19 protein-coding genes are annotated in these 19,635 nt (G+C 64.9%); 14 read left to right on the plus strand and 5 right to left on the minus strand.

Features of this window, described 5'->3' with window-relative positions:
* On the plus strand, positions 1–245 hold a 245-nt coding region (locus tag B0G62_RS31995), incomplete at its 5' end, for a hypothetical protein (protein WP_208624260.1).
* Between the two features lie 16 nt (positions 246–261).
* On the opposite strand, the gene B0G62_RS29895 is transcribed toward B0G62_RS31995, so the two are convergent.
* Positions 262–1,038, minus strand: coding sequence for an enoyl-CoA hydratase (locus B0G62_RS29895; protein WP_103707781.1), 777 nt, complete (start codon positions 1,036–1,038; stop codon positions 262–264).
* A 139-nt stretch (positions 1,039–1,177) separates the two neighbouring features.
* Between B0G62_RS29895 and paaN the strand changes: the two genes are divergently transcribed.
* The 5 genes from paaN to paaK all read left to right on the plus strand — a co-directional run bounded on the left by paaN (position 1,178) and on the right by paaK (position 6,928).
* Positions 1,178–2,878: a phenylacetic acid degradation protein PaaN gene (gene paaN, locus B0G62_RS29900; RefSeq protein ID WP_103707782.1), complete on the plus strand. Its 1,701-nt coding sequence runs from the start codon at positions 1,178–1,180 to the stop codon at positions 2,876–2,878.
* A 97-nt stretch (positions 2,879–2,975) separates the two neighbouring features.
* Positions 2,976–4,178: a 3-oxoadipyl-CoA thiolase gene (gene pcaF / locus B0G62_RS29905; RefSeq protein ID WP_103707783.1), complete on the plus strand. Its 1,203-nt coding sequence runs from the start codon at positions 2,976–2,978 to the stop codon at positions 4,176–4,178.
* Positions 4,179–4,277: 99 nt separating this feature from the next.
* Complete coding sequence (paaG, locus tag B0G62_RS29910; protein WP_103707784.1) at positions 4,278–5,069, plus strand: 2-(1,2-epoxy-1,2-dihydrophenyl)acetyl-CoA isomerase PaaG; 792 nt, start codon at positions 4,278–4,280, stop codon at positions 5,067–5,069.
* Positions 5,070–5,082: 13 nt separating this feature from the next.
* Positions 5,083–5,550: a hydroxyphenylacetyl-CoA thioesterase PaaI gene (gene paaI, locus B0G62_RS29915; RefSeq protein ID WP_103707812.1), complete on the plus strand. Its 468-nt coding sequence runs from the start codon at positions 5,083–5,085 to the stop codon at positions 5,548–5,550.
* A 79-nt stretch (positions 5,551–5,629) separates the two neighbouring features.
* Positions 5,630–6,928 carry a phenylacetate--CoA ligase PaaK gene (gene paaK / locus B0G62_RS29920; RefSeq protein WP_103707785.1) on the plus strand — a complete coding sequence of 433 codons (1,299 nt, stop codon included), beginning with the start codon at positions 5,630–5,632 and terminating at the stop codon, positions 6,926–6,928.
* Positions 6,929–7,022: 94 nt separating this feature from the next.
* Here the strand turns inward: paaK and mltA are convergent, their stop codons facing one another.
* On the minus strand, positions 7,023–8,327 hold the full coding sequence (gene mltA, locus B0G62_RS29925) for a murein transglycosylase A (protein WP_146055384.1): 1,305 nt from the start codon (positions 8,325–8,327) through the stop codon (positions 7,023–7,025).
* 132 nt (positions 8,328–8,459) lie between these two features.
* Entirely contained in the window at positions 8,460–8,834 is a 375-nt protein-coding gene (gene apaG, locus B0G62_RS29930) for a Co2+/Mg2+ efflux protein ApaG (protein ID WP_103707787.1), read from the minus strand.
* A 308-nt stretch (positions 8,835–9,142) separates the two neighbouring features.
* Here apaG and rpe point away from each other — a divergent pair, with 308 nt between their 5' ends.
* From rpe to B0G62_RS29970, 8 genes are all read left to right on the plus strand, one after another.
* A complete protein-coding gene (rpe, locus tag B0G62_RS29935; protein WP_103707788.1) occupies positions 9,143–9,832 on the plus strand; it encodes a ribulose-phosphate 3-epimerase in 690 nt (229 codons plus the stop codon).
* On the plus strand, positions 9,829–10,536 hold the full coding sequence (locus tag B0G62_RS29940) for a phosphoglycolate phosphatase (RefSeq protein WP_103707789.1): 708 nt from the start codon (positions 9,829–9,831) through the stop codon (positions 10,534–10,536). Before rpe ends, B0G62_RS29940 begins: the two co-directional genes overlap by 4 nt.
* A gap of 498 nt (positions 10,537–11,034) precedes the next feature.
* Positions 11,035–12,528, plus strand: a complete 1,494-nt coding sequence (trpE, locus tag B0G62_RS29945; RefSeq protein ID WP_103707790.1) for an anthranilate synthase component I — start codon at positions 11,035–11,037, stop codon at positions 12,526–12,528.
* A 17-nt stretch (positions 12,529–12,545) separates the two neighbouring features.
* The gene (locus tag B0G62_RS29950; protein WP_027819241.1) at positions 12,546–13,121 is read left to right on the plus strand and encodes an anthranilate synthase component II; all 576 of its coding nucleotides are present in this window, start codon (positions 12,546–12,548) and stop codon (positions 13,119–13,121) included.
* 37 nt (positions 13,122–13,158) lie between these two features.
* Entirely contained in the window at positions 13,159–14,187 is a 1,029-nt protein-coding gene (trpD, locus tag B0G62_RS29955; RefSeq protein WP_103707791.1) for an anthranilate phosphoribosyltransferase, read from the plus strand.
* 37 nt (positions 14,188–14,224) lie between these two features.
* Positions 14,225–15,010, plus strand: coding sequence for an indole-3-glycerol phosphate synthase TrpC (gene trpC, locus B0G62_RS29960; RefSeq protein ID WP_103707792.1), 786 nt, complete (start codon positions 14,225–14,227; stop codon positions 15,008–15,010).
* A 21-nt stretch (positions 15,011–15,031) separates the two neighbouring features.
* Positions 15,032–15,667, plus strand: coding sequence for a CYTH domain-containing protein (locus B0G62_RS29965; protein WP_103707793.1), 636 nt, complete (start codon positions 15,032–15,034; stop codon positions 15,665–15,667).
* Between the two features lie 159 nt (positions 15,668–15,826).
* On the plus strand, positions 15,827–16,789 hold the full coding sequence (locus tag B0G62_RS29970) for a uracil-DNA glycosylase (RefSeq protein WP_103707794.1): 963 nt from the start codon (positions 15,827–15,829) through the stop codon (positions 16,787–16,789).
* A gap of 115 nt (positions 16,790–16,904) precedes the next feature.
* Here the strand turns inward: B0G62_RS29970 and B0G62_RS29975 are convergent, their stop codons facing one another.
* A complete protein-coding gene (locus B0G62_RS29975) occupies positions 16,905–17,501 on the minus strand; it encodes an FMN-dependent NADH-azoreductase (protein WP_103707795.1) in 597 nt (198 codons plus the stop codon).
* A 221-nt stretch (positions 17,502–17,722) separates the two neighbouring features.
* Positions 17,723–19,513 (minus strand): M61 family metallopeptidase, encoded by a 1,791-nt coding sequence (locus tag B0G62_RS29980; protein WP_103707796.1) that lies wholly within the window; start codon positions 19,511–19,513, stop codon positions 17,723–17,725.
* Positions 19,514–19,635 lie beyond the last annotated feature (122 nt).

A 19,635-nucleotide genomic window follows, 5' to 3' on the forward strand; every position in this document is an offset into this window, starting at 1 on the left:
ATTCCAACCATCCGGCGGCTTCTGCGTCGCTGCGTCTGCAGCAGAGAAACGAGATTATGAAGGCTCTTTTTCGTTTCGTCAACATCTTTTTTTCAGGCTACTGCTTGAAAGATGCCACCCGAACGACCCGCCGTTTCTCCCGGCAGGCTTCGCTGTCAGTACCGCAGGCAGCGAAGGGGGCGAATCTTAGCGCTACCCAGCACGCGGCGCAAGGGGCAACGGAAAATAAATCCGCCAGCCCCTAGCCGCCACATTAATCCATCACTTGTTCTTGAACGCCGGCTTACGCTTCTCCACGAACGCGGCCATCCCTTCCTTCTGGTCCTCGGTCGCGAAGAGCGAGTGGAACATGCGGCGCTCGAAATGCACGCCCTCGGCGAGCGTCGTCTCATACGCACGGTTCACCGCTTCCTTGGCCATCATGACCGCCGGCAGGGAGTATTCGCTGATCGTCGTCGCCGCAGCGATCGCCTCGCCGAGCAGATCCGCCGCCGGAATCACGCGCGACACCAACCCCGCGCGCTCCGCTTCCGCAGCATCCATCATGCGCGCCGTCAGACACAGATCCATGGCCTTCGCCTTCGAGACCGCGCGCGGCAGACGCTGCGTACCGCCCGCCCCCGGAATGACGCCAAGCTTGATCTCGGGCTGGCCGAACTTTGCCGTGTCCGCAGCAAAAATCATGTCGCACATCATCGCCAGTTCACAGCCGCCGCCCAGCGCGAAGCCCGCGACTGCCGCGATGATCGGCTTGCGAATCGAGCGGATCGTCTCCCAGTTGCGCGTGATGTAGTCGCCCTTATAGACATCCATGAAACTGTAGCTCGCCATCATGCCGATGTCGGCGCCGGCTGCGAACGCCTTCTCGCTACCCGTGATGACGATCGCGCCGATGCCTTCGTCCGCGTCGAACGCCTTCAACGCCGCCCCCAGTTCGTCCATGAGCGCATCGTTCAGCGCGTTGAGCGCTTTCGGGCGATTCAAGGTGATCAGGCCGACTTTGCCGCGCGTCTCGACCAGGATGTTTTCGTACTCCATACGCCCTCCTTCCATCTAAAGAAAGTCCCAAAAAAATTTTTCACGCCGAACTTTGACTAATGCTAACATTTGCCAACCAACCGGTCGGTCAATTAATTGGCGCGGGCCTCTCTACCCACCCCTCAATTCAAGTCGAGCCATGACACATCCGTTGTTCGCCAAGCACGAAGGCCTGCTGCAGAAAGCGTTGGCCGCCATCGAGACTCGCGGTTACTGGAGCCCGTTCGCCGAAATGCCGAGCCCCAAAGTGTACGGGGAAACCGCCAGCGCAGAAGGCGAAGCCGCGTTCAAGGCGCACCTCGACCGCGCCTTTGATCTCGACCAGCCGTCCACCGGCGAGAGCGTCGGCAGCGAGGCCTCGCCGTTCGGCTTTGCGCTCGGGGCACGCTATCCGAAATCGACACCCGACCAGCTGATCGACGCCGCCCGAAAGGCGCAGCGCGACTGGCGCGCCGCCGGCCCGCAGGCATGGGTGGGCGTGAGCCTGGAAATTCTCGAACGCCTGAACCGCGCGAGCTTCGAAATTGCATACAGCGTGATGCACACGACCGGCCAGGCTTTCATGATGGCCTTCCAGGCAGGCGGCCCGCATGCACAGGACCGCGCGCTGGAAGCCGTCACCTACGCATGGGACCAGCTGCGTCGCATTCCCGCCGATGCACACTGGGAAAAGCCGCAGGGCAAAAATCCGCCTCTCGCAATGCAAAAGCGCTTCACCGTCGCGCCGCGCGGTACCGGCCTGGTGCTCGGCTGCTGCACGTTCCCGACGTGGAACGGCTATCCAGGCCTCTTCGCCGATCTGGCGACCGGCAACACCGTGATCGTCAAACCGCACCCGGGCGCGATCCTGCCGCTCGCAATCACCGTGCGCATCGCGCGTGATGTGCTGCGCGAAGCCGGTTTCGATCCGAACGTCGTCACGCTGCTCGCCACCGATCCCAACGACGGCGCGCTCGTCCAGCAACTCGCCCTGCGCCCCGAAATCAAGCTGATCGACTTCACCGGCAGCACGCAGAACGGCGACTGGCTCGAACGCAACGCCCACCAGGCGCAGGTTTATACCGAAAAGGCCGGCGTGAACCAGATCGTGATCGACTCCGTGACGGACCTGAAGGCCGCCGCGCGCAACATCGCCTTCTCGCTCTCGCTCTACTCGGGCCAGATGTGCACCGCGCCGCAGAACATCTATGTGCCGCGCGACGGCATCCAGACCGCCGATGGCCACGTGAGCTTCGAAGCCGTCGCGCAGGCGATCGCCGGCGCGGTCACGAAGTTCGTGGCCGATCCCGCCCGCGCCGTCGAAGTGCTCGGCGCGATCCAGAACGACAGGGTCTCTTCCCGCATCGATGAAGCCCGCAAGCTGGGCGCCGTGCTCGCGGACAGCCAGACGCTCGACCATCCGCAATTCCCCGGCGCACGCGTACGCACCCCGCTCGTGCTAGCGCTCGACGCCGCACGCGACGCCGCCTCGTTCACGCGCGAGTGGTTCGGCCCGATCTCGTTCGTGATCGCCACCGACTCGACCGCGCAAGCGCTCGAACTGGCGGGCGCGACGGCGCGCGATCACGGCGCGCTTACGCTGTCCGTCTACAGCACGAGCGACGAAGTGATCGAAGCGGCTCACGACGCCGCGGTCACCGGCGGCGTGGCGCTTTCGATCAATCTGACGGGCGGCGTGTTCGTCAATCAGTCGGCCGCTTTCTCGGATTTCCACGGCACCGGCGCGAATCCTGCCGCCAACGCCGCGCTGGCCGACGCCGCGTTCGTGGCGAATCGCTTCCGCGTGATTCAGAGCCGCGTTCATGTTGAACCGAAAGCGGCTCCCGTGGCAGTCGGCTGAACGGCCTATGCCGTTTGGCCGAATGGCGCACGAATCCCCTTCCCTCTAGCATGACCGTCACGAGTGCACTTCCGCGCTCGTGACGCAGGAATCCGAGATGACCGAAGCCTTTATCTGCGATGCGATTCGCACCCCGTTCGGCCGCTACGGCGGCGCCCTCAAGGACGTACGCGCCGACGACCTCGGCGCCGTGCCCATCCGCGCGCTCATCGAGCGCAATCCCGGCGTCGATTGGCGCGCGCTGGACGACATCCTTTACGGCTGCGCGAACCAGGCTGGCGAGGACAACCGCAACGTCGCGCGCATGTCCGCGCTGCTCGCGGGCCTGCCGGCCGATGCGCCCGGCGCGACGCTCAACCGGCTGTGCGGCTCGGGCCTCGACGCCGTGGGCAGCGCCGCGCGCGCAATCAAGGCAGGCGAAGTCCATCTGATGATCGCAGGCGGCGTCGAAAGCATGACGCGCGCACCGTTCGTCATGGGCAAGGCCGCATCGGCTTTCTCGCGCGACGCCGCCATCTACGACACCACCATTGGCTGGCGTTTCGTCAACAAGCTGATGAAGCAGCAATACGGCGTCGATTCGATGCCGGAAACGGCGGAAAACGTCGCGGTCGACTTCAACATCAGCCGCGCCGATCAGGATGCGTTCGCGCTGCGCAGCCAGCAGAAAGCCGCGCGTGCGCAAAAGGACGGCACGCTCGCCCAGGAAATCGTGCCGGTCGAAATCGCGCAAAAAAAGGGCGACCCCGTGCGCGTGACGCTCGACGAGCATCCGCGAGAAACGTCGCTCGAAGCGCTTGGCAAGCTCAAAGGCGTGGTGAAGCCGGACGGCACGGTTACGGCAGGCAACGCTTCGGGCGTCAACGACGGCGCGTGTGCGCTGCTGCTCGCCAGTGAAGCCGCCGCCAGCCAGTTCGGCCTGCGCCGCCGCGCGCGCGTGCTCGGCATGGCCACAGCCGGCGTCGAGCCGCGCATCATGGGCTTTGGCCCGGCACCCGCCACGCAGAAGTTGCTCAAGCAACTCGGCATGACGCTCGACCAGTTCGACGTGATCGAACTCAATGAGGCGTTCGCGTCGCAAGGGCTTGCGGTGCTGCGTGCGCTCGGCGTCGCCGATGACGATGCGCGCGTGAATCCGAACGGCGGCGCCATTGCGTTGGGCCATCCGCTCGGCGCGTCGGGCGCGCGCCTCGTGACCACGGCGCTGCATCAGCTTGAGCGCACGCAGGGCCGTTACGCGCTCTGCACGATGTGCATCGGCGTCGGCCAGGGCATTGCGCTGGCTATCGAACGCGTTTGAACCTGTTTAAGCCTGTCTGAGCGTATTTGAGCGCGCATCTGCTCAAACACAAACGCGCTGCGCAGACAGCTTTGCATCGGATGGGACAGGAGACAAGCAATGCCCTTTGAATCGATCCGCGTCGATATCGACACTTCAACGCGTGTGGCCACGATCACGCTGAACCGCCCGGACAAGCTCAACAGCTTCACGCGCGCGATGCACCGCGAACTCGCGGCGGCGCTCGACGAAGTAGAAAAAGCCGGTTCGCGCGCACTTGTGCTGACCGGCGCGGGCCGCGGCTTCTGCGCGGGCCAGGATCTCGCCGATCTCGACTTCACGCCGGGCGCAATGACCGATCTCGGCGAGCTTATCGATGCGTATTTCAATCCGCTCGTCAGGCGGCTGCAGGCGCTACCGATGCCCGTGATCGCCGCCGTCAACGGCACGGCCGCCGGAGCGGGCGCGAATCTCGCGCTCGCCTGCGACCTCGTGCTCGCCGCACGCTCCGCGAGTTTCATTCAGGCGTTCGTGAAGATTGGGCTGGTGCCGGATTCGGGTGGCACATGGTTCCTGCCGAAGCGCGTGGGCATGGCGCGCGCGCTCGGCCTCGCCATGACCGGCGACAAGCTCAGCGCCGAAAAGGCAGAAAGCTGGGGCCTCGTCTGGCAGGTCGCGGACGACGCCGAACTCGCCACCACGGCGGCGGCGCTCGCCGCGCAGCTCGCGAAGCAGCCCACGCGCGCCATCGTCGCCACGCGCGAAGCGCTGCGCGCCTCGGCGACCAACACGCTCGACCAGCAGCTCGATCTCGAACGCGATCTACAGCGTGATCTCGGCAACTCGCACGATTACGCGGAAGGCGTACAGGCCTTCATCGAAAAACGCGCGCCGCGCTTCGAGGGCCGCTGATATGTCCGCATCGATGTCCACCTCATCGCCGCTTCGTGCGCACGCGGGCATGTCCGCCGACGAACTCGCCCGCGCCACCGCACAGTCCATGTATGAAGCCGATGGCTGCAGCCGCGCGCTCGGCATGGAATTGCTCGAAGTACGCGCCGGTTATGCGCGCCTTTCCATGGCCGTGCGGCCCGAATTCCTCAACGGCCATCAGATCTGCCACGGCGGCATGATTTTCACGCTCGCCGATTCGACCTTCGCGTTCGCCTGCAACTCGTACAACATCAGCACGGTCGCGGCGGGCTGCTCGATTGAATTCCTGCGCCCGGTCCAGCCCGACGACGTGCTCACCGCCGAAGCCGTCGAACAGGTGCTATCGGGACGCAGCGGCATCTACGACATCCGCGTGACGAATCGCGCGGGCGAAACCGTGGCGATGTTCAGAGGCAAATCCGCGCAGATACGCGGCACCGTAATTCCAGTCGAAGAATAGGCACGCACACGATTCGCCCCGCGCGCCCCTCTCATCAGTTTCGCCCCGCATACCATTTTTAAAGCATCCGGAGACATTCATGACAACCACGCTGCCGCTCGAGCCCATCGAAACGGCCAGTCGCGATGAACTCGCGGCGCTTCAGCTCGAACGGCTGAAATGGTCGCTCAATCACGCTTACGAAAATTCGCCGGTGTATCGGCGCAAGTTTGACGAAGCAGGGGTTCATCCGTCCGAGCTGAAGACGCTTGCCGATCTCGCGCGCTTTCCGTTCACGACCAAGAAGGATCTGCGCGACAGCTATCCGTTCGGGATGTTCGCGGTGCCGCAGGAGCAGATCTCGCGCATCCATGCGTCGTCGGGCACGACCGGCAAGCCGACCGTGGTCGGCTACACGGCGAAGGACATCGACACGTGGGCGAATCTGGTGGCGCGTTCGGTGCGCGCGTCGGGTGCGCGGCGCGGCGACAAGGTGCATATCAGCTACGGCTATGGCCTCTTCACGGGCGGTCTGGGCGCGCACTACGGCGCGGAGCGCGCGGGTCTCACGGTGATCCCGTTCGGCGGCGGCCAGACGGAAAAGCAGGTGCAACTGATCCAGGACTTCCGCCCCGACGTCATCATGGTCACGCCGAGCTACATGCTCGCCATCGCCGACGAAATGGAGCGCCAGGGGATCGATCCGGCGTCCACTTCCCTGCGCATCGGCATCTTCGGCGCGGAGCCGTGGACCAACGACATGCGCTCGGCCATCGAAAAGCGCATGGGCATCAAGGCGGTCGATATCTACGGTCTTTCCGAGGTGATGGGGCCGGGCGTGGCGTCCGAGTGCGCGGAGACCCAGGACGGCCCGACCATCTGGGAGGACCACTTCTACCCGGAGATCATCGATCCGGAAACGGGCGAAGTGCTGCCGGACGGCGAATTCGGCGAACTCGTCTTCACGTCGCTGACCAAAGAAGCGCTGCCGATCGTCCGTTATCGCACGCGCGACCTCACGCGCCTGCTGCCGGGCACCGCGCGCACCATGCGTCGCATGGAGAAGATCACGGGCCGCTCGGACGACATGCTCATCATCCGCGGCGTGAATGTGTTCCCCACGCAGATCGAGGAATTGCTCCTCAAGCAGCCGGCGCTGGCGCCGCACTATCAGATCGTCCTCACCAAGGAAGGTCCGATGGACGTGATGACGCTGAACTGCGAGCCGTGCCCGGAAACGTCGCCCGACTATGGCGCACTCGACGCCGCGGCCAAGGCGCTCGCCTACGACATCAAGGCGCTGATCGGCGTAACGGCGAAGATCAATGTGCTCGACGTGAACGGTATCGAGCGCTCGGTCGGCAAGGCGCGCCGCGTGGTCGACAAGCGACCGAAGTAAGCCCGGCGGCGTACTCCGCACGAATTGCGCACATACAGCGAAAAAAGCCGGCATCTTTGCCGGCTTTTTGCGTCGCAAGCACCCGGACGGACGCTCAGGAGTTGGGGAACAGCAGCCACATGCGGCCGCCCTGCTTCATCTTGCCGGCGAGATCGCCCGCATCGTCGCCCAGACCCCAGAAATAGTCGGCACGCACGCCGCCCTTGATCGCCGTGCCCGTGTCCTGCGCGAACACGAGGCGATTGAGCGGCGTATTCGTGAGCGGACGCGTGGTCTGCAGGAACACGGGCGTGCCGAGCGGGATCGACGAAGGATCGACCGCGATCGAGCGCTCCGGCGTGAGCGGCACGCCGAGCGCGCCAACCGGTCCATCGGCGCCGCCCTGCGCCGAGCCTTCGGCGGACGGCATTTCGCGGAAGAACACGAAGCGCGGATTGGTATCGAGCAGTGCATCGACGCGGGTCGGATTCGCGCGCGCCCATGCCTTGATGCCCTGCATGGTCGCCTGCGCGGGCGTGAGTTCGCCACGGTCCAGCAGCCAGCGGCCAATCGACTTGTAGGGCTGGTTGTTGGTGCCGCCGAAACCCACGCGCATCACGCTGCCGTCTTCCATCACGACGCGCCCCGAGCCTTGCACCTGAAGAAAGAACGCCTCGATGGGATCGTCGACCCAGACGAGCTCGTTGCCGTTCAGGATGCCCGCGCGTTCGAGCTGCGCGCGCGCCGGCAGCGCAGCGCCCGCGCGATAGCCGGACGGCCAGCGATAGAGCGCGGTCTGATAGATGCCGTGGCGCGTGCGCGAGCCGTGCAGCAGCGGCTCGTAGTAACCGGTCACGAGGCCATCAAGCGTGCCGTCGTTATTGGCGAACTGATACGGCGTGAAGTATGTCTCGAAGAACGCACGCGCGCCGGAGGCGTCGAGATCGTCGAGTTGCGAAGCCGCCGCACAGGCGCGCGACCAGCGCGGTTCGCGCGCGAGCCGCGTACAGTTGGCGCGCAGCGCCGCCGTTGCGCCGATCAGCGAATCGTCCTGCCAGCCCGGCACCTGCTGCCACGCGACCGGCGTGAGGCGTGCGGCGGCGATCTGGCCGGGGAGCGCCGGCGTGCCCTTGGGCGGCGTCGTGCGCACATAGTTGGAGCCGCCGCACGCGGCCAGCAGCGCCGCAAGCGTTGCCGCGCCTGCCCAGCCGGCAGCCTGTTTCGCGTGTTTGACGAAGAACCGGCGCACGAGCACGCGCGCCGCCGTTAATTCCGGCATCAGGCCGGAAGCGCGCGCCAATTCTGGCGCACAATCTGCGTTGTTTTCGATGGAAGCCGCCATGTCTGATCTGCTCGACGAATACCCGATGCTCATGTTTGGGCTGGAAGCGCTGATCGCGCTGTTCCTGCTGATTTTCATCGTTGTGTGGACCGCGTCGGGCAGGAAGAAGCGAGTCCCGCACGACCGGCGTGACTAGCAGACCCCAAATGCGGGCAACGGTTCAAAAACGGTGAGTGCGAAGGTGGGTGCAAGAATGCGCGCGGCAACGCTTCAGTGAAGCGTGCGCGGCATGCGCAGGACGAACTCGGGAACAGGCGCCTCGAAGCGCTCGGCGTCCTCGGCCACGCAGAAGTACTCGCCGCGCATCGTGCCCACCGGCGTCGCGATCACGGCCCAGCTGGTGTACTCGAACTGCTCGCCGGGTTTGAGCAGCGGCTGATGGCCGACCACGCCCAAGCCCTTCACTTCCTGCACGTGATTTTCGCTGTCGGTGATGACCCAGTGGCGCGCGATCAATTGCGCGCTCGCCTGCCCCGTGTTGCGAATCGTCAGCGTGTAGGCGAACGCATATTGCCGGCGCTCCGGGTCCGATTCTTCAGGCAGGTAGCGGACCTGCGAGGTCACGCTGAATTCGTACTGACTCATCCTTGTTCCGTGTGCCAGCCTTGTGGCCGGTTAAACCTGATTAAGCGAACCGCCCGTCACGCGGGGGACATGGAATGGCATTCTGCTTGATGCGCCCGCCCCCCGCAACCCGGCACAGCCCGCACAGCCGCCACCGGCGCGGCTTCCGAGCCGTCTCGTCGCCGCGTGCCAGACAAAGGGCCGCACCATGGCGGTGCAAGGGCCTGGCCGAATGGCCAACGTCGCCGCAAAACCGCCCACGAGGGCGCAGGCCACCCCCGCCCTGGCGGTAAAATACGGTTTTCCCGTCTGTCTTTCCGATTGCCGCCATGACGCAATTCCGCATCGCTCCCAGCATCCTCTCGGCCGACTTCGCCCGGCTCGGCGAGGAAGTCCGCAACGTCGTCGCCGCCGGCGCCGACTGGATCCACTTCGACGTGATGGACAACCATTACGTGCCGAACCTCACCATCGGCCCGCTCGTGTGCGAGGCGATCCGCCCGCATGTGGACGTGCCCATCGACGTGCATCTGATGGTGCGCCCGGTCGATCGCATCGTGCCCGATTTCGCCAAGGCCGGCGCGAACCTCATCAGCTTCCATCCGGAAGGCTCGGACCACATCGACCGCACGCTGTCGCTGATCCGCGACCATGGCTGCAAGGCCGGTCTCGTGTTCAATCCGGCTACGTCGCTGAACTACCTCGACCACGTGATGGACAAGGTCGATCTCGTGCTCATCATGTCGGTGAACCCGGGCTTCGGCGGCCAGTCCTTCATTCCTGAAGCGCTCAACAAGCTGCGCGAGGCGCGCGCGAAGATCGACGCGTACACGGCGCGCACGGGCCGCGAGATTCACCTCGAAGTCGATGGCGGCGTGAAGATCGACAACATCGCCGAAATCGCCGCAGCCGGCGCGGACACCTTCGTGGCAGGTTCGGCCGTGTTCGGCAAGCCCGACTACAAGGCCGTGATCGACCAGATGCGCGCGCAGCTCGCGACCGTCAAGGGCGCGCAATGAGCGCCAGCGTCAAGTTCACGGCGCCGCGCATCGAAGCGGCGCTGATCGACCTCGACGGCACCATGGTCGACACCGCCGACGACTTCGCGGCGGGTCTGAACGGCATGCTCGCCCAGTTCGACGCCGAGGAAACGACGCGCGAAGAGGTGATGGGCTACGTCGGCAAGGGCTCGGAACATTTGATCAAGAGCGTGCTCGCGCCGCGCTTTGCGCAAGCCGACGCCCAGTCGCGTTTCGACGAGGCGCTCGCCCTCTATCAGGACGAGTACGCGAAGATCAACGGCCGCCACACGCATCTGTATCCGGATGTGGAAACCGGCCTTGCCGCGCTGCGCGACCAGGGCATTCGCCTCGCCTGCGTGACCAACAAGCCGCACCGCTTCGCCGTCGAACTGCTGCAGCAATACGGCCTTTCGCGCTACTTCGAAGTCGTGCTGGGCGGCGACAGCCTGCCGAAGAAAAAGCCCGACCCGTTGCCCATGCTCACGGCGTGCGAGCGCCTGGGCGTGAAGCCGCAGGCCGCGGTGGCTATCGGCGATTCGGAGAACGACGCACTCGCGGGCCGCGCGGCAGGCATGGCGACGCTCACGGTGCCCTATGGCTACAATCACGGTCAACCTGTACAAAAAATTGAGTCGGATGGTATAGTTGCCACGCTGCTCGAGGCCGCTAAAGCCATCGCAGCACACAATCTTCTGACCTAAGTTCTGTACTTACCGTCACCTAATCCTCATGTTTCTGAATAAAAAACGGAGTCTGAGCAGCATCGACCGGGGAGCCTGGCCCTGGCGTCGCTGGTCGCGCTAACCTCACTCGAGGTTCGCTGAAGTCGCGCGCAAGCTCCTCTTCAGCTCCGTTTTTTACTTCGCTGCGCATTCGCGCGTGTCTCGAACTTAAACTGTTGCGGTAATCCGTCGGCTGATCTGGCCGTGGGCTTTCGCGAACCCTGCATGCCGTTTCGACGCGTGCCGGGGCGCCGGCACCCACGCCTTGCGTTCGCCGCCGATGCGCCGCACCCCAGTCCGGCCAATGCTTGGGCACTTGCGCTGGACGGGTTGCAGGAAAGACACGAGCCACGAGCGATTGCCGCGCACAAATCAAGCACTCAAAACAGACGCCATCGCGCACACGCCGCGCCCCTTTTTGAGCCGCACTGGGCCCGCACCCGACGTCGCGAACGGCAGCACGCACAGGATCGGAACATGACCGAACTCGAATTTCAGTCCCTCGCCAACGAGGGTTACAACCGCATCCCGCTGATCGCCGAAGCCCTCGCCGATCTCGAAACGCCGCTTTCGCTGTATCTGAAGCTCGCGCAACCCGAGCGCGGCGGCGCGAACTCTTTCCTGCTGGAATCCGTCGTGGGCGGCGAGCGCTTCGGGCGCTACTCGTTCATCGGCCTGCCGGCACGCTCGCTGATCCGCGTGAAGAACGGCGTTTCGGAAGTCGTGCGCGACGGCCAGGTGATCGAGACGCACGACGGCGACCCGCTCGAATTCATCGCCCAGTACCAGGCACGCTTCAAGGTCGCGCAGCGTCCGGGCCTGCCGCGCTTCTGCGGCGGCCTGGCCGGTTACTTCGGCTACGACGCGGTGCGCTATATCGAGAAAAAGCTCGCGACGACTTGCCCGCCCGACGATCTCGGCCTGCCCGATATCCAGTTGCTGCTATCCGAAGAAGTCGCCGTGATCGACAATCTCGCGGGCAAGCTCTACCTGATCGTCTACGCCGATCCGCAAACGCCCGAGGCCTACACGAAGGCGAAGCATCGCCTGCGCGAACTCAAGCAGCGCCTGCGCGCGACGGTGCAGCCGCCGGTCACGTCGGCGAGCGTGCGTACCGAGACCTATCGCGAATTCAAGAAGGACGATTACCTCGCCGCCGTGCGCCGCGCCAAGGAATACATCGCCGCGGGCGAGCTGATGCAGGTGCAGGTCGGCCAGCGTCTGACCAAGCCGTATCGCGATAATCCGCTGTCGCTGTATCGCGCGCTGCGCTCGCTGAATCCGTCGCCGTATATGTATTACTACAACTTCGGCGAATTCCATGTAGTAGGCGCGTCGCCGGAGATTCTGGTGCGCCAGGAACAGCGCGGCGAGGACCGCATCGTGACGATCCGCCCGCTTGCGGGCACGCGTCCACGCGGCAATACGCCCGAGCGCGACGCCGAACTCGCGACCGAGCTGCTCAACGATCCGAAGGAAGTCGCCGAACACGTCATGCTGATCGACCTCGCGCGCAACGACGTGGGCCGCATCGCCGAAATCGGTTCGGTGACGGTGACCGACAAGATGGTCATCGAAAAATACTCGCACGTGCAGCACATCGTCAGTTCGGTGGAAGGCAAGCTCAAGGCCGGCATGACCAATTACGACGTGCTGCGCGCGACGTTCCCGGCCGGCACGCTCTCGGGCGCGCCCAAGGTGCGCGCGATGGAGCTGATCGACGAACTGGAACCCGTCAAGCGCGGCCTTTACGGCGGTGCGGTCGGCTATCTCTCGTTCAACGGCGAGATGGATCTGGCGATCACGATCCGCACGGGCGTCATCCACAACGGCAATCTGTACGTGCAGGCCGCGGCCGGCGTCGTGGCGGATTCGGTGCCCGAGTCGGAATGGCAAGAAACCGAAAACAAGGCGCGCGCTGTGCTGCGCGCCGCCGAGCAGGTCCAAGACGGCCTCGACAGCGACTTCTGATTGAGCGGAGATAGACCATGTTGCTCATGATCGACAACTACGATTCGTTTACCTACAACATCGTCCAGTACTTCGGCGAACTGGGCGAGGACGTCCGCACGCACCGTAACGACGAAATCACCATCGACGAGATCAAGGCGCTCAACCCCGAGCGCATCTGCCTCTCGCCGGGACCGAGCAATCCGCAGAACGCGGGCATCACGCTCGACGTGCTGCGCGAGTTTGCGGGCAAGACGCCGATTCTGGGCGTGTGCCTTGGCCACCAGGCCATCGGCGAAGCGTTCGGCGGGCGCGTCGTGCGCGCCAAAACCATCATGCACGGCAAGGTGAGCCAGATCGAAACCGACTGCAAAGGCGTGTTCGCCGATCTGCCGAAGCACTTCAACATCACGCGCTATCACTCGCTCGCGATCGAGCGCGAATCGCTGCCCGATTGCCTCGAAGTGTCCGCGTGGACCGAAGACGGCGAAATCATGGGCGTGCGTCACAAGACGCTTGCCGTGGAAGGCGTGCAGTTCCATCCGGAATCGATTCTCTCGGAGCACGGCCACGCCCTGTTCGAGAATTTCCTGAAGCAGACCAAGCGCGCGTGAAGTTGAAAAAACGGCAGCACAAGCCGGAGGCAAGAACATGATTACCCCCCAGGAAGCGCTGCAACGCACGATCGAGCACCGCGAAATCTTCCACGACGAGATGCTGCATCTCATGCGCATGATCATGCGCGGCGAGCTGTCGCCCGTGCTCTCGGCGGCCATCATCACCGGCCTGCGCGTGAAGAAGGAAACCATCGGCGAGATCGCGGCGGCCGCGACCGTGATGCGCGAGTTCGCGAAGCACGTCGAGGTGAAGGACAACTCGAACTTCATCGACATCGTCGGCACCGGCGGCGACGGTTCGCACACCTTCAATATCTCCACCGCGTCGATGTTCGTGGTGGCGGCGGCGGGCGCGAAGGTCGCCAAGCACGGCAACCGCGGCGTCTCCAGCAAGTCGGGCAGCGCGGACGTGCTCGACGCGCTCGGCGTGAACATCGATCTGCAGCCGGAGCAGGTCGCCGCGTCGATCGCCGAAACGGGCATGGGTTTCATGTTCGCGCCCAACCATCATCCGGCGATGAAGAATATCGCCGCCGTGCGCCGCGAACTGGGCGTGCGCACGATCTTCAACATCCTCGGGCCGCTCACGAATCCGGCCGGCGCGCCCAATCAGCTGATGGGCGTGTTCCACCCGGACCTCGTCGGCATTCAGGTGCGCGTGATGCAGCGCCTGGGCGCGAAACACGTGCTGGTCGTGTACGGCAAGGACGGCATGGATGAAGTGTCGCTGGGCGCGTCCACGCTGGTCGGCGAGCTGAAGGACGGCCAGATCCGCGAGTACGAAATCCATCCCGAGGACTTCGGCCTGCAGATGGTGTCGAACCGCTCGCTCAAGGTCGAGAACGCCGACGAATCGAAGGCGATGCTGCTGGGCGCCCTGTCGAACGAAGCGGGCACGGCGCGCGAAATCGTCGCGCTCAATTCGGGCACGGCGCTGTATTCGGCGAACGTCGTCGAAACGATTGCCGACGGCATCGCCCTTGCGCGCGAGACCATCGCCAGCGGCCGCGCGCGCGCCAAAGTCGACGAACTGGTACGCTTCACGCAACAATTCAAGCGCTGAAATAGCGCTGATCCCGCACCGTTTTTAGCAGACCATCATGAGCGATATCCTCGAAAAAATCATTGCGGTGAAGCGCGAAGAAGTGCGCGCCGCCGAGCAGAGCGCCCCGCTCGAAGAACTGCGTCTCGCGGCGAGCACGCGCGATCTGCGCGACTTCGTCGGCGCGATCCGCGCGAAGCACGCGAACGGCCAGGCAGCCGTGATCGCCGAGGTGAAGAAGGCCAGCCCGTCGAAAGGCGTGCTGCGCGAGCACTTCGAGCCCGCCGAAATCGCGCGCTCGTACGCCGAAGGCGGCGCGGCGTGTCTGTCCGTGCTCACCGACGTGCAGTTCTTCCAGGGCAGCGTCGCCTATCTGCAAGCCGCGCGCGCCGCGTGCGCGCTGCCGGTGCTGCGCAAGGACTTCATCGTCGATCCGTACCAGATCGTCGAAGCGCGCGCGATGGGCGCCGACGCGATCCTGCTGATCGCCGCCGCGCTCGAACCGTCGCAGATGCGCGACCTCGAAGCGCTCGCGCATTCGCTCGGCCTCGCGGTGCTGGTCGAAGTGCATGACCGAGAGGAACTCACGCACGCGCTCACGTTGAAGACGCCGCTCATCGGCATCAACAACCGCAATCTGCGCAGCTTCGAAACGACGCTGCAAACCACCATCGGGATGCTGGACGACGTGCCGGAAGACCGCATCGTCGTGACGGAATCGGGCATCCTCTCGCGCGCCGATGTCGAGAAGATGCGCGAACTGGCCGTGCACACGTTCCTGGTCGGCGAGGCGTTCATGCGCGCCGAACAGCCGGGCGCGGAACTCGCGCGCATGTTCTTCTGAGTTTTACGGACGCACGAAGCCATGGGTATCGAACGCGAAATCAAGCTCGCGCTGCCGCAGGATCAGGTGGCCGCAGCGCTGCGTTTCTTCGAGGCGCGCACGGGCGTTGCCGGTCACGCGATCCGGCTGGAGAACCTCTACTTCGACACGCCCGAGCTTGCGCTCGCGCGCGCGAAGAGCGCGCTGCGTCTGCGCCGCGCGCCGCAAGGCTGGCTGCAAACCTTCAAAACCGTCGGCCAGGCAAAGAACGGTCTGCACGCGCGGCACGAATGGGAAATACCGGTCGCAGGCGAAGCGCTGGAAGTGGAAAAACTGCTGCACGAATGCGATGAAGCGGGTGTCTCGACGGCGCTCTCGGCTGCCGCCGAGAATCTGATTCCGCTCTTTCGCACCGACTTCACCCGCACGCTCTGGGCGTTGACGCACGAGGGCGCGCAGGTGGAAGCCGCAGTCGATCAGGGTGAAATCACCGCCGACGTGAACGGGCAAACGCGCCGCGCACCGATCTGCGAAATCGAGCTGGAACTGAAAAACGCGAAGGACGATGGCGAAGCGGTGCTGCACGCGCTCGCCGACGAACTCGCGAAAGCGCTGCCGGGTCTCGCACCCGACGACATCAGCAAGGCCCAGCGCGGTTACAAGCTGCGCGAAGGCTGAAACCAGCGGAAATGACGCGGATGGCGACAACGGCGCGATGAACTTCGCGCCGTTTTTTTATCGCGCTGACCGCAGTTAGTTGCAAGACAAACACCGAAGCGCCCCACGCCGCGCCCGCCGCATTGAACCGCCGCGCGTTTGCTGCGACACTTCCCGCCCATGACATCCACGAAACGCACGCGCGCCGCGACGCCGGTGCAAACCTCGCTCTTTGACGACGCCTGGCCCGATACTATTCAGGCCATCCTGGACGAACCGCCCGTACCTGAAGTCGACCCGCGCCAGATCACGATTTTTTCGCTTTTCGAGGATGACGAGTTTCCGCAGCCTGCTTCCACAAGCGCTGCGGCAAACACGACGCCACAAGACGTTCCCGCCCAGATCATGACCCAGACCGCCGCGCCCGCTCGCCTCGAAGACCAGTTCGCCGCCCTGCCCGCCGCGTGGCGCGACCTGCTCGATCCGTTCATCGCGAGCGACGCCTTTGCGCCGCTCTGCCAGTTCGTCGATGCCGAACGCGCCGCCGGCAAGACCGTCTATCCCGCCGATGTGTTCCGCGCGCTGCGCCTTACCTCGCCCGACGACGTCAAAGTGGTGATCCTCGGCCAGGACCCGTATCACGGCGAGGATCGCGGCACACCGCAGGCGCATGGCCTGGCGTTTTCGGTGCCGCCGGGCGTGCGGCCGCCGCCGTCGCTGCGCAATATGTTCAAGGAAATCGCGGCGAGCCTGGGCATCGACGCGCCCGCGCACGGCTGCCTCGACGCCTGGGCGCGTCAGGGCGTGCTGTTGCTCAACACCGTGCTGACCGTCGAGCGCGCGAACGCCGCGAGCCACGCGAAACGCGGCTGGGAGCGCTGCACCGATACGCTGATCCACGAACTCGCCACGCGTCACCGGCATCTCGTCTTCATGCTCTGGGGTGCGCACGCGCAGAACAAGCGCGCGCTGCTCGGCACCGGCGAGCATGCCGTGCTGGAAGCGCCGCATCCGTCACCGCTGTCGGCGCATCGCGGCTTTCTCGGCTGCGGGCATTTCGTGCAGGCGAACGAATACCTGCAGGCGCATGGCCGCCAGCCGATCGACTGGCGTTTGCCCGAGGTCGGCGAAGTGCTCGCTTGAGCGACGCCGCGCTTCACACCCACAATAAAAAACGCCACGAAATCGCTTTCGTGGCGTTTTTCCTTGGGGGCTCAGCATACCGCGCAATGAAGCGCGGCAACGCTGACGCAGAGACTTAAGCCGCTGCGATGGCTTCGCGCGCGCTGGCGAGCGCTGCGCTGGCTGCGTCCGGGCCCATGTTCAGGCCTTCGGCGTAAATGAAGTTCACGTCGGTCATGCCAAGGAAGCCGAGGAACGACTTCAGGTACGGCGTCTGGCTGTCGTGCGCCGTGCCTTGATACTTGCCGCCGCGAGCCGACACCACGAACACCTTCTTGCCCTTCACGAGGCCTTCGGGGCCGTTCGCCGTGTACTGGAACGTGATGCCTGCGCGGGCGATCCAGTCGAAGTACGTCTTCAGTTGCGACGAGATGCCGAAGTTGTACAGCGGCGCGCCGATCACGACGATGTCGGCGGCTTGCAGTTCGGCGATCAGGGCTTCGCTGCGTGCGGCGATGGCCTGCTGTTCCGGCGTGCGCTGCTCGGCTGGCGTGAAGAACGCGCCCAGAACGCTGTCGTCCAGGTGCGGCAGCGGATCGGCCTGCAGGTTGCGCGTGACGACTTGCGCGCCCGGATTCGATTGTTGCAGCTTGGCCGTCAATTCGTTGACGAGCAGCGTCGACTGGGCACCTTGCGAGCGGGCGGCGGAATTGATTTGCAGGATCGTGGTCATGGTCACTCCTTCGGGGTCGGTTTGCGCAACGTTGCGCGAGTGAAGCCATTGTGTTTTTTTGCTGCGCCCCGAAAAAGTAGCCCGCCGATGACGGATTGTTGCAACGATAGAACAATCTCAGGAACAAAAAAACGGCGGGGCCGGATCGACCTCGCCGCTTCGTGCGTTTTTCCTCGGCTGGGGAGCGCCCGCTCGCCTTCAGCCGTAGCGCGAATACCTGTTCAAGCCGCCAGCCAGCGATCGCGCAGCGTGCGCGACGCGGGGCGCTTGTCGGTGACGCTGAGCTTGTAGCGCGCGATGTCCGGCGCGTCCAGCGTCAGGCGCGCGACGCGCAGTTCGTCGCGGCGGAACGCGTGGATGTCCACCTTGGCGCCCGGTTGATAGCGCGACAGCAGCGTGTCGAGATTGCCGCCCGTCACGCGCAGGCCGTCGAGCGCAATCAGCACGTCGCCCGCCGACAGTCCGGCCTTCTGCGCCGCGCCGCCTTCGTACACCACGGCCAGCGCGGCCTCCGCGCCGCCACGCAGGCGCGCGCCCAGCGACGGCTTCGCGCCGCGCTCAGGCTCCCCTTCGAGCTTCACGCCGAACGGCTCGAACAGCGTCGCGAGCGGCAGATCGCGCGTGCCGCGCACGGCATCGGCGAACAGCGCGCCCAGGTCCACGCCGGTTGCCTCGGCGATCAGCGCTTCGACGTCGTCCTCGCCCACGCCCACCGGCTTGCCGCGATAGAAGTCGCGCCCGTAGCGCTGCCACAGCAGGCGCATCACATCGTCGAGCGACTTGCGCCCGCTCGTTTCCGTGCGGATCGCCAGATCGAAGGCGAGCGCGACGAGCGAGCCCTTCGTGTAATAGCTGACGATGGCGTTGGCCGCGTTCTCGTCCTGACGGTAGTACTTGACCCATGCGTCGAACGAGCTTTCCGCGACGCTCTGCTTCAAACGTCCCGCGCCGCGCAGCACGCCGCCGATGGTCTTGCCGACCAGGCCAAAGTAGTCATCGACGGAAATGAGGCCGCTGCGCACCAGCATCAGATCGTCGTAATAGGACGTGAAGCCTTCGAACAGCCACAGCAGCGAGGTGTAGTCCTCGGTCGTGAGGTCGTACGGCACGAACGCGGCGGGCTTGATGCGCTTGACGTTCCAGGTGTGGAAGTACTCGTGGCTGCACAGGCCCAGATACGTGCGGTAGCCGTCCGTCATCTCCGCCTTGCCCTTCACGGGCAGATCGGTGCGGTTGCAGATCAGCGCGGTCGAGGCGCGGTGCTCAAGGCCGCCGTAGCCGTCGCTCACGGCCTGCGTCATGAACACGTAGCGCTCCATCGGCGCGCGCTTCGTACGCGGCTCGAACAGCGCGATCTGCGCTTCGCAGATCTTCTGCAGATCCTTCGCGAGGCGTTCGGTATCGAGCGCCACCACGCGGCCCGCAATCACGATGTCGTGCGGCACGCCATGCGCCTTGAAGCTCGCGAGCGTGAATTCGCCGAGCGTCACCGGATGATCGATCAGCTCGTCATAGTTCGCCGCCGCGTAGTCGCCGAAGCCATAGCGCTTGGTGCCGCGCGCCTCCGGCAGCGCGGTGGCCACGCGCCAGTGGCGGAACGCGTGCCCGTCCGGACGCCGGATATCGACGACGTGCTGCGCCTCCTCATGGCCGAGCGCCGACAGAAACACACTCGTGCCGTTGAAGAAACCGCCCGTATCGTCCAGGTGCGCGGCGCGCACCGACATATCCCACGCATAGACTTCGTAGCGCAGCGTGAGCGCGCCCTTCACGGGCGCGGCCTGCCACGAATGCTTGTCGGTCTTGGTGACGCGCACCTTGCGGCCCGCTTCGTTGGTCGCGCGCAGCGTGACGATGTTGCGCGCGAATTCGCGCACCATGTAGCTGCCCGGAATCCATACGGGCAGCATGAAGCACTGACCGTCCGGCGCGGGGTCTTCGATGGTAAGCGTCACCTCGAACAGATGCGCGGCGGGGTTCTTCGGGACGATGGTGTATCGGATCGGCTTCATCGGCGGAATGGAGTGGCGTTCGGTGGGCGTCGGGTCCTGCGAAACGCAAGGCGTTGCGCTCGTGGCGCGCGCGCGTGCAAATCGCGGGCAGACAAATAATCCGGTGGACAAAAAAGCACCGG

The sequence above is a fragment of the Paraburkholderia eburnea genome (assembly GCF_002917095.1).
GTDB classification, from domain to species: domain Bacteria; phylum Pseudomonadota; class Gammaproteobacteria; order Burkholderiales; family Burkholderiaceae; genus Paraburkholderia; species Paraburkholderia eburnea.

Coding starts and splice junctions, on each gene's coding strand:
- B0G62_RS29895 (WP_103707781.1), bottom strand. CDS start 1,038: ATGGAGTACGAAAACATCCTGGTCGAGACGCGCGGCAAAGTCGGCCTG.
- paaN (WP_103707782.1), top strand. CDS start 1,178: ATGACACATCCGTTGTTCGCCAAGCACGAAGGCCTGCTGCAGAAAGCG.
- pcaF (WP_103707783.1), top strand. CDS start 2,976: ATGACCGAAGCCTTTATCTGCGATGCGATTCGCACCCCGTTCGGCCGC.
- paaG (WP_103707784.1), top strand. CDS start 4,278: ATGCCCTTTGAATCGATCCGCGTCGATATCGACACTTCAACGCGTGTG.
- paaI (WP_103707812.1), top strand. CDS start 5,083: ATGTCCACCTCATCGCCGCTTCGTGCGCACGCGGGCATGTCCGCCGAC.
- paaK (WP_103707785.1), top strand. CDS start 5,630: ATGACAACCACGCTGCCGCTCGAGCCCATCGAAACGGCCAGTCGCGAT.
- mltA (WP_146055384.1), bottom strand. CDS start 8,327: ATGAAAATCAGCAGGAACAGCGCGATCAGCGCTTCCAGCCCAAACATG.
- apaG (WP_103707787.1), bottom strand. CDS start 8,834: ATGAGTCAGTACGAATTCAGCGTGACCTCGCAGGTCCGCTACCTGCCT.
- rpe (WP_103707788.1), top strand. CDS start 9,143: ATGACGCAATTCCGCATCGCTCCCAGCATCCTCTCGGCCGACTTCGCC.
- B0G62_RS29940 (WP_103707789.1), top strand. CDS start 9,829: ATGAGCGCCAGCGTCAAGTTCACGGCGCCGCGCATCGAAGCGGCGCTG.
- trpE (WP_103707790.1), top strand. CDS start 11,035: ATGACCGAACTCGAATTTCAGTCCCTCGCCAACGAGGGTTACAACCGC.
- B0G62_RS29950 (WP_027819241.1), top strand. CDS start 12,546: ATGTTGCTCATGATCGACAACTACGATTCGTTTACCTACAACATCGTC.
- trpD (WP_103707791.1), top strand. CDS start 13,159: ATGATTACCCCCCAGGAAGCGCTGCAACGCACGATCGAGCACCGCGAA.
- trpC (WP_103707792.1), top strand. CDS start 14,225: ATGAGCGATATCCTCGAAAAAATCATTGCGGTGAAGCGCGAAGAAGTG.
- B0G62_RS29965 (WP_103707793.1), top strand. CDS start 15,032: ATGGGTATCGAACGCGAAATCAAGCTCGCGCTGCCGCAGGATCAGGTG.
- B0G62_RS29970 (WP_103707794.1), top strand. CDS start 15,827: ATGACATCCACGAAACGCACGCGCGCCGCGACGCCGGTGCAAACCTCG.
- B0G62_RS29975 (WP_103707795.1), bottom strand. CDS start 17,501: ATGACCACGATCCTGCAAATCAATTCCGCCGCCCGCTCGCAAGGTGCC.
- B0G62_RS29980 (WP_103707796.1), bottom strand. CDS start 19,513: ATGAAGCCGATCCGATACACCATCGTCCCGAAGAACCCCGCCGCGCAT.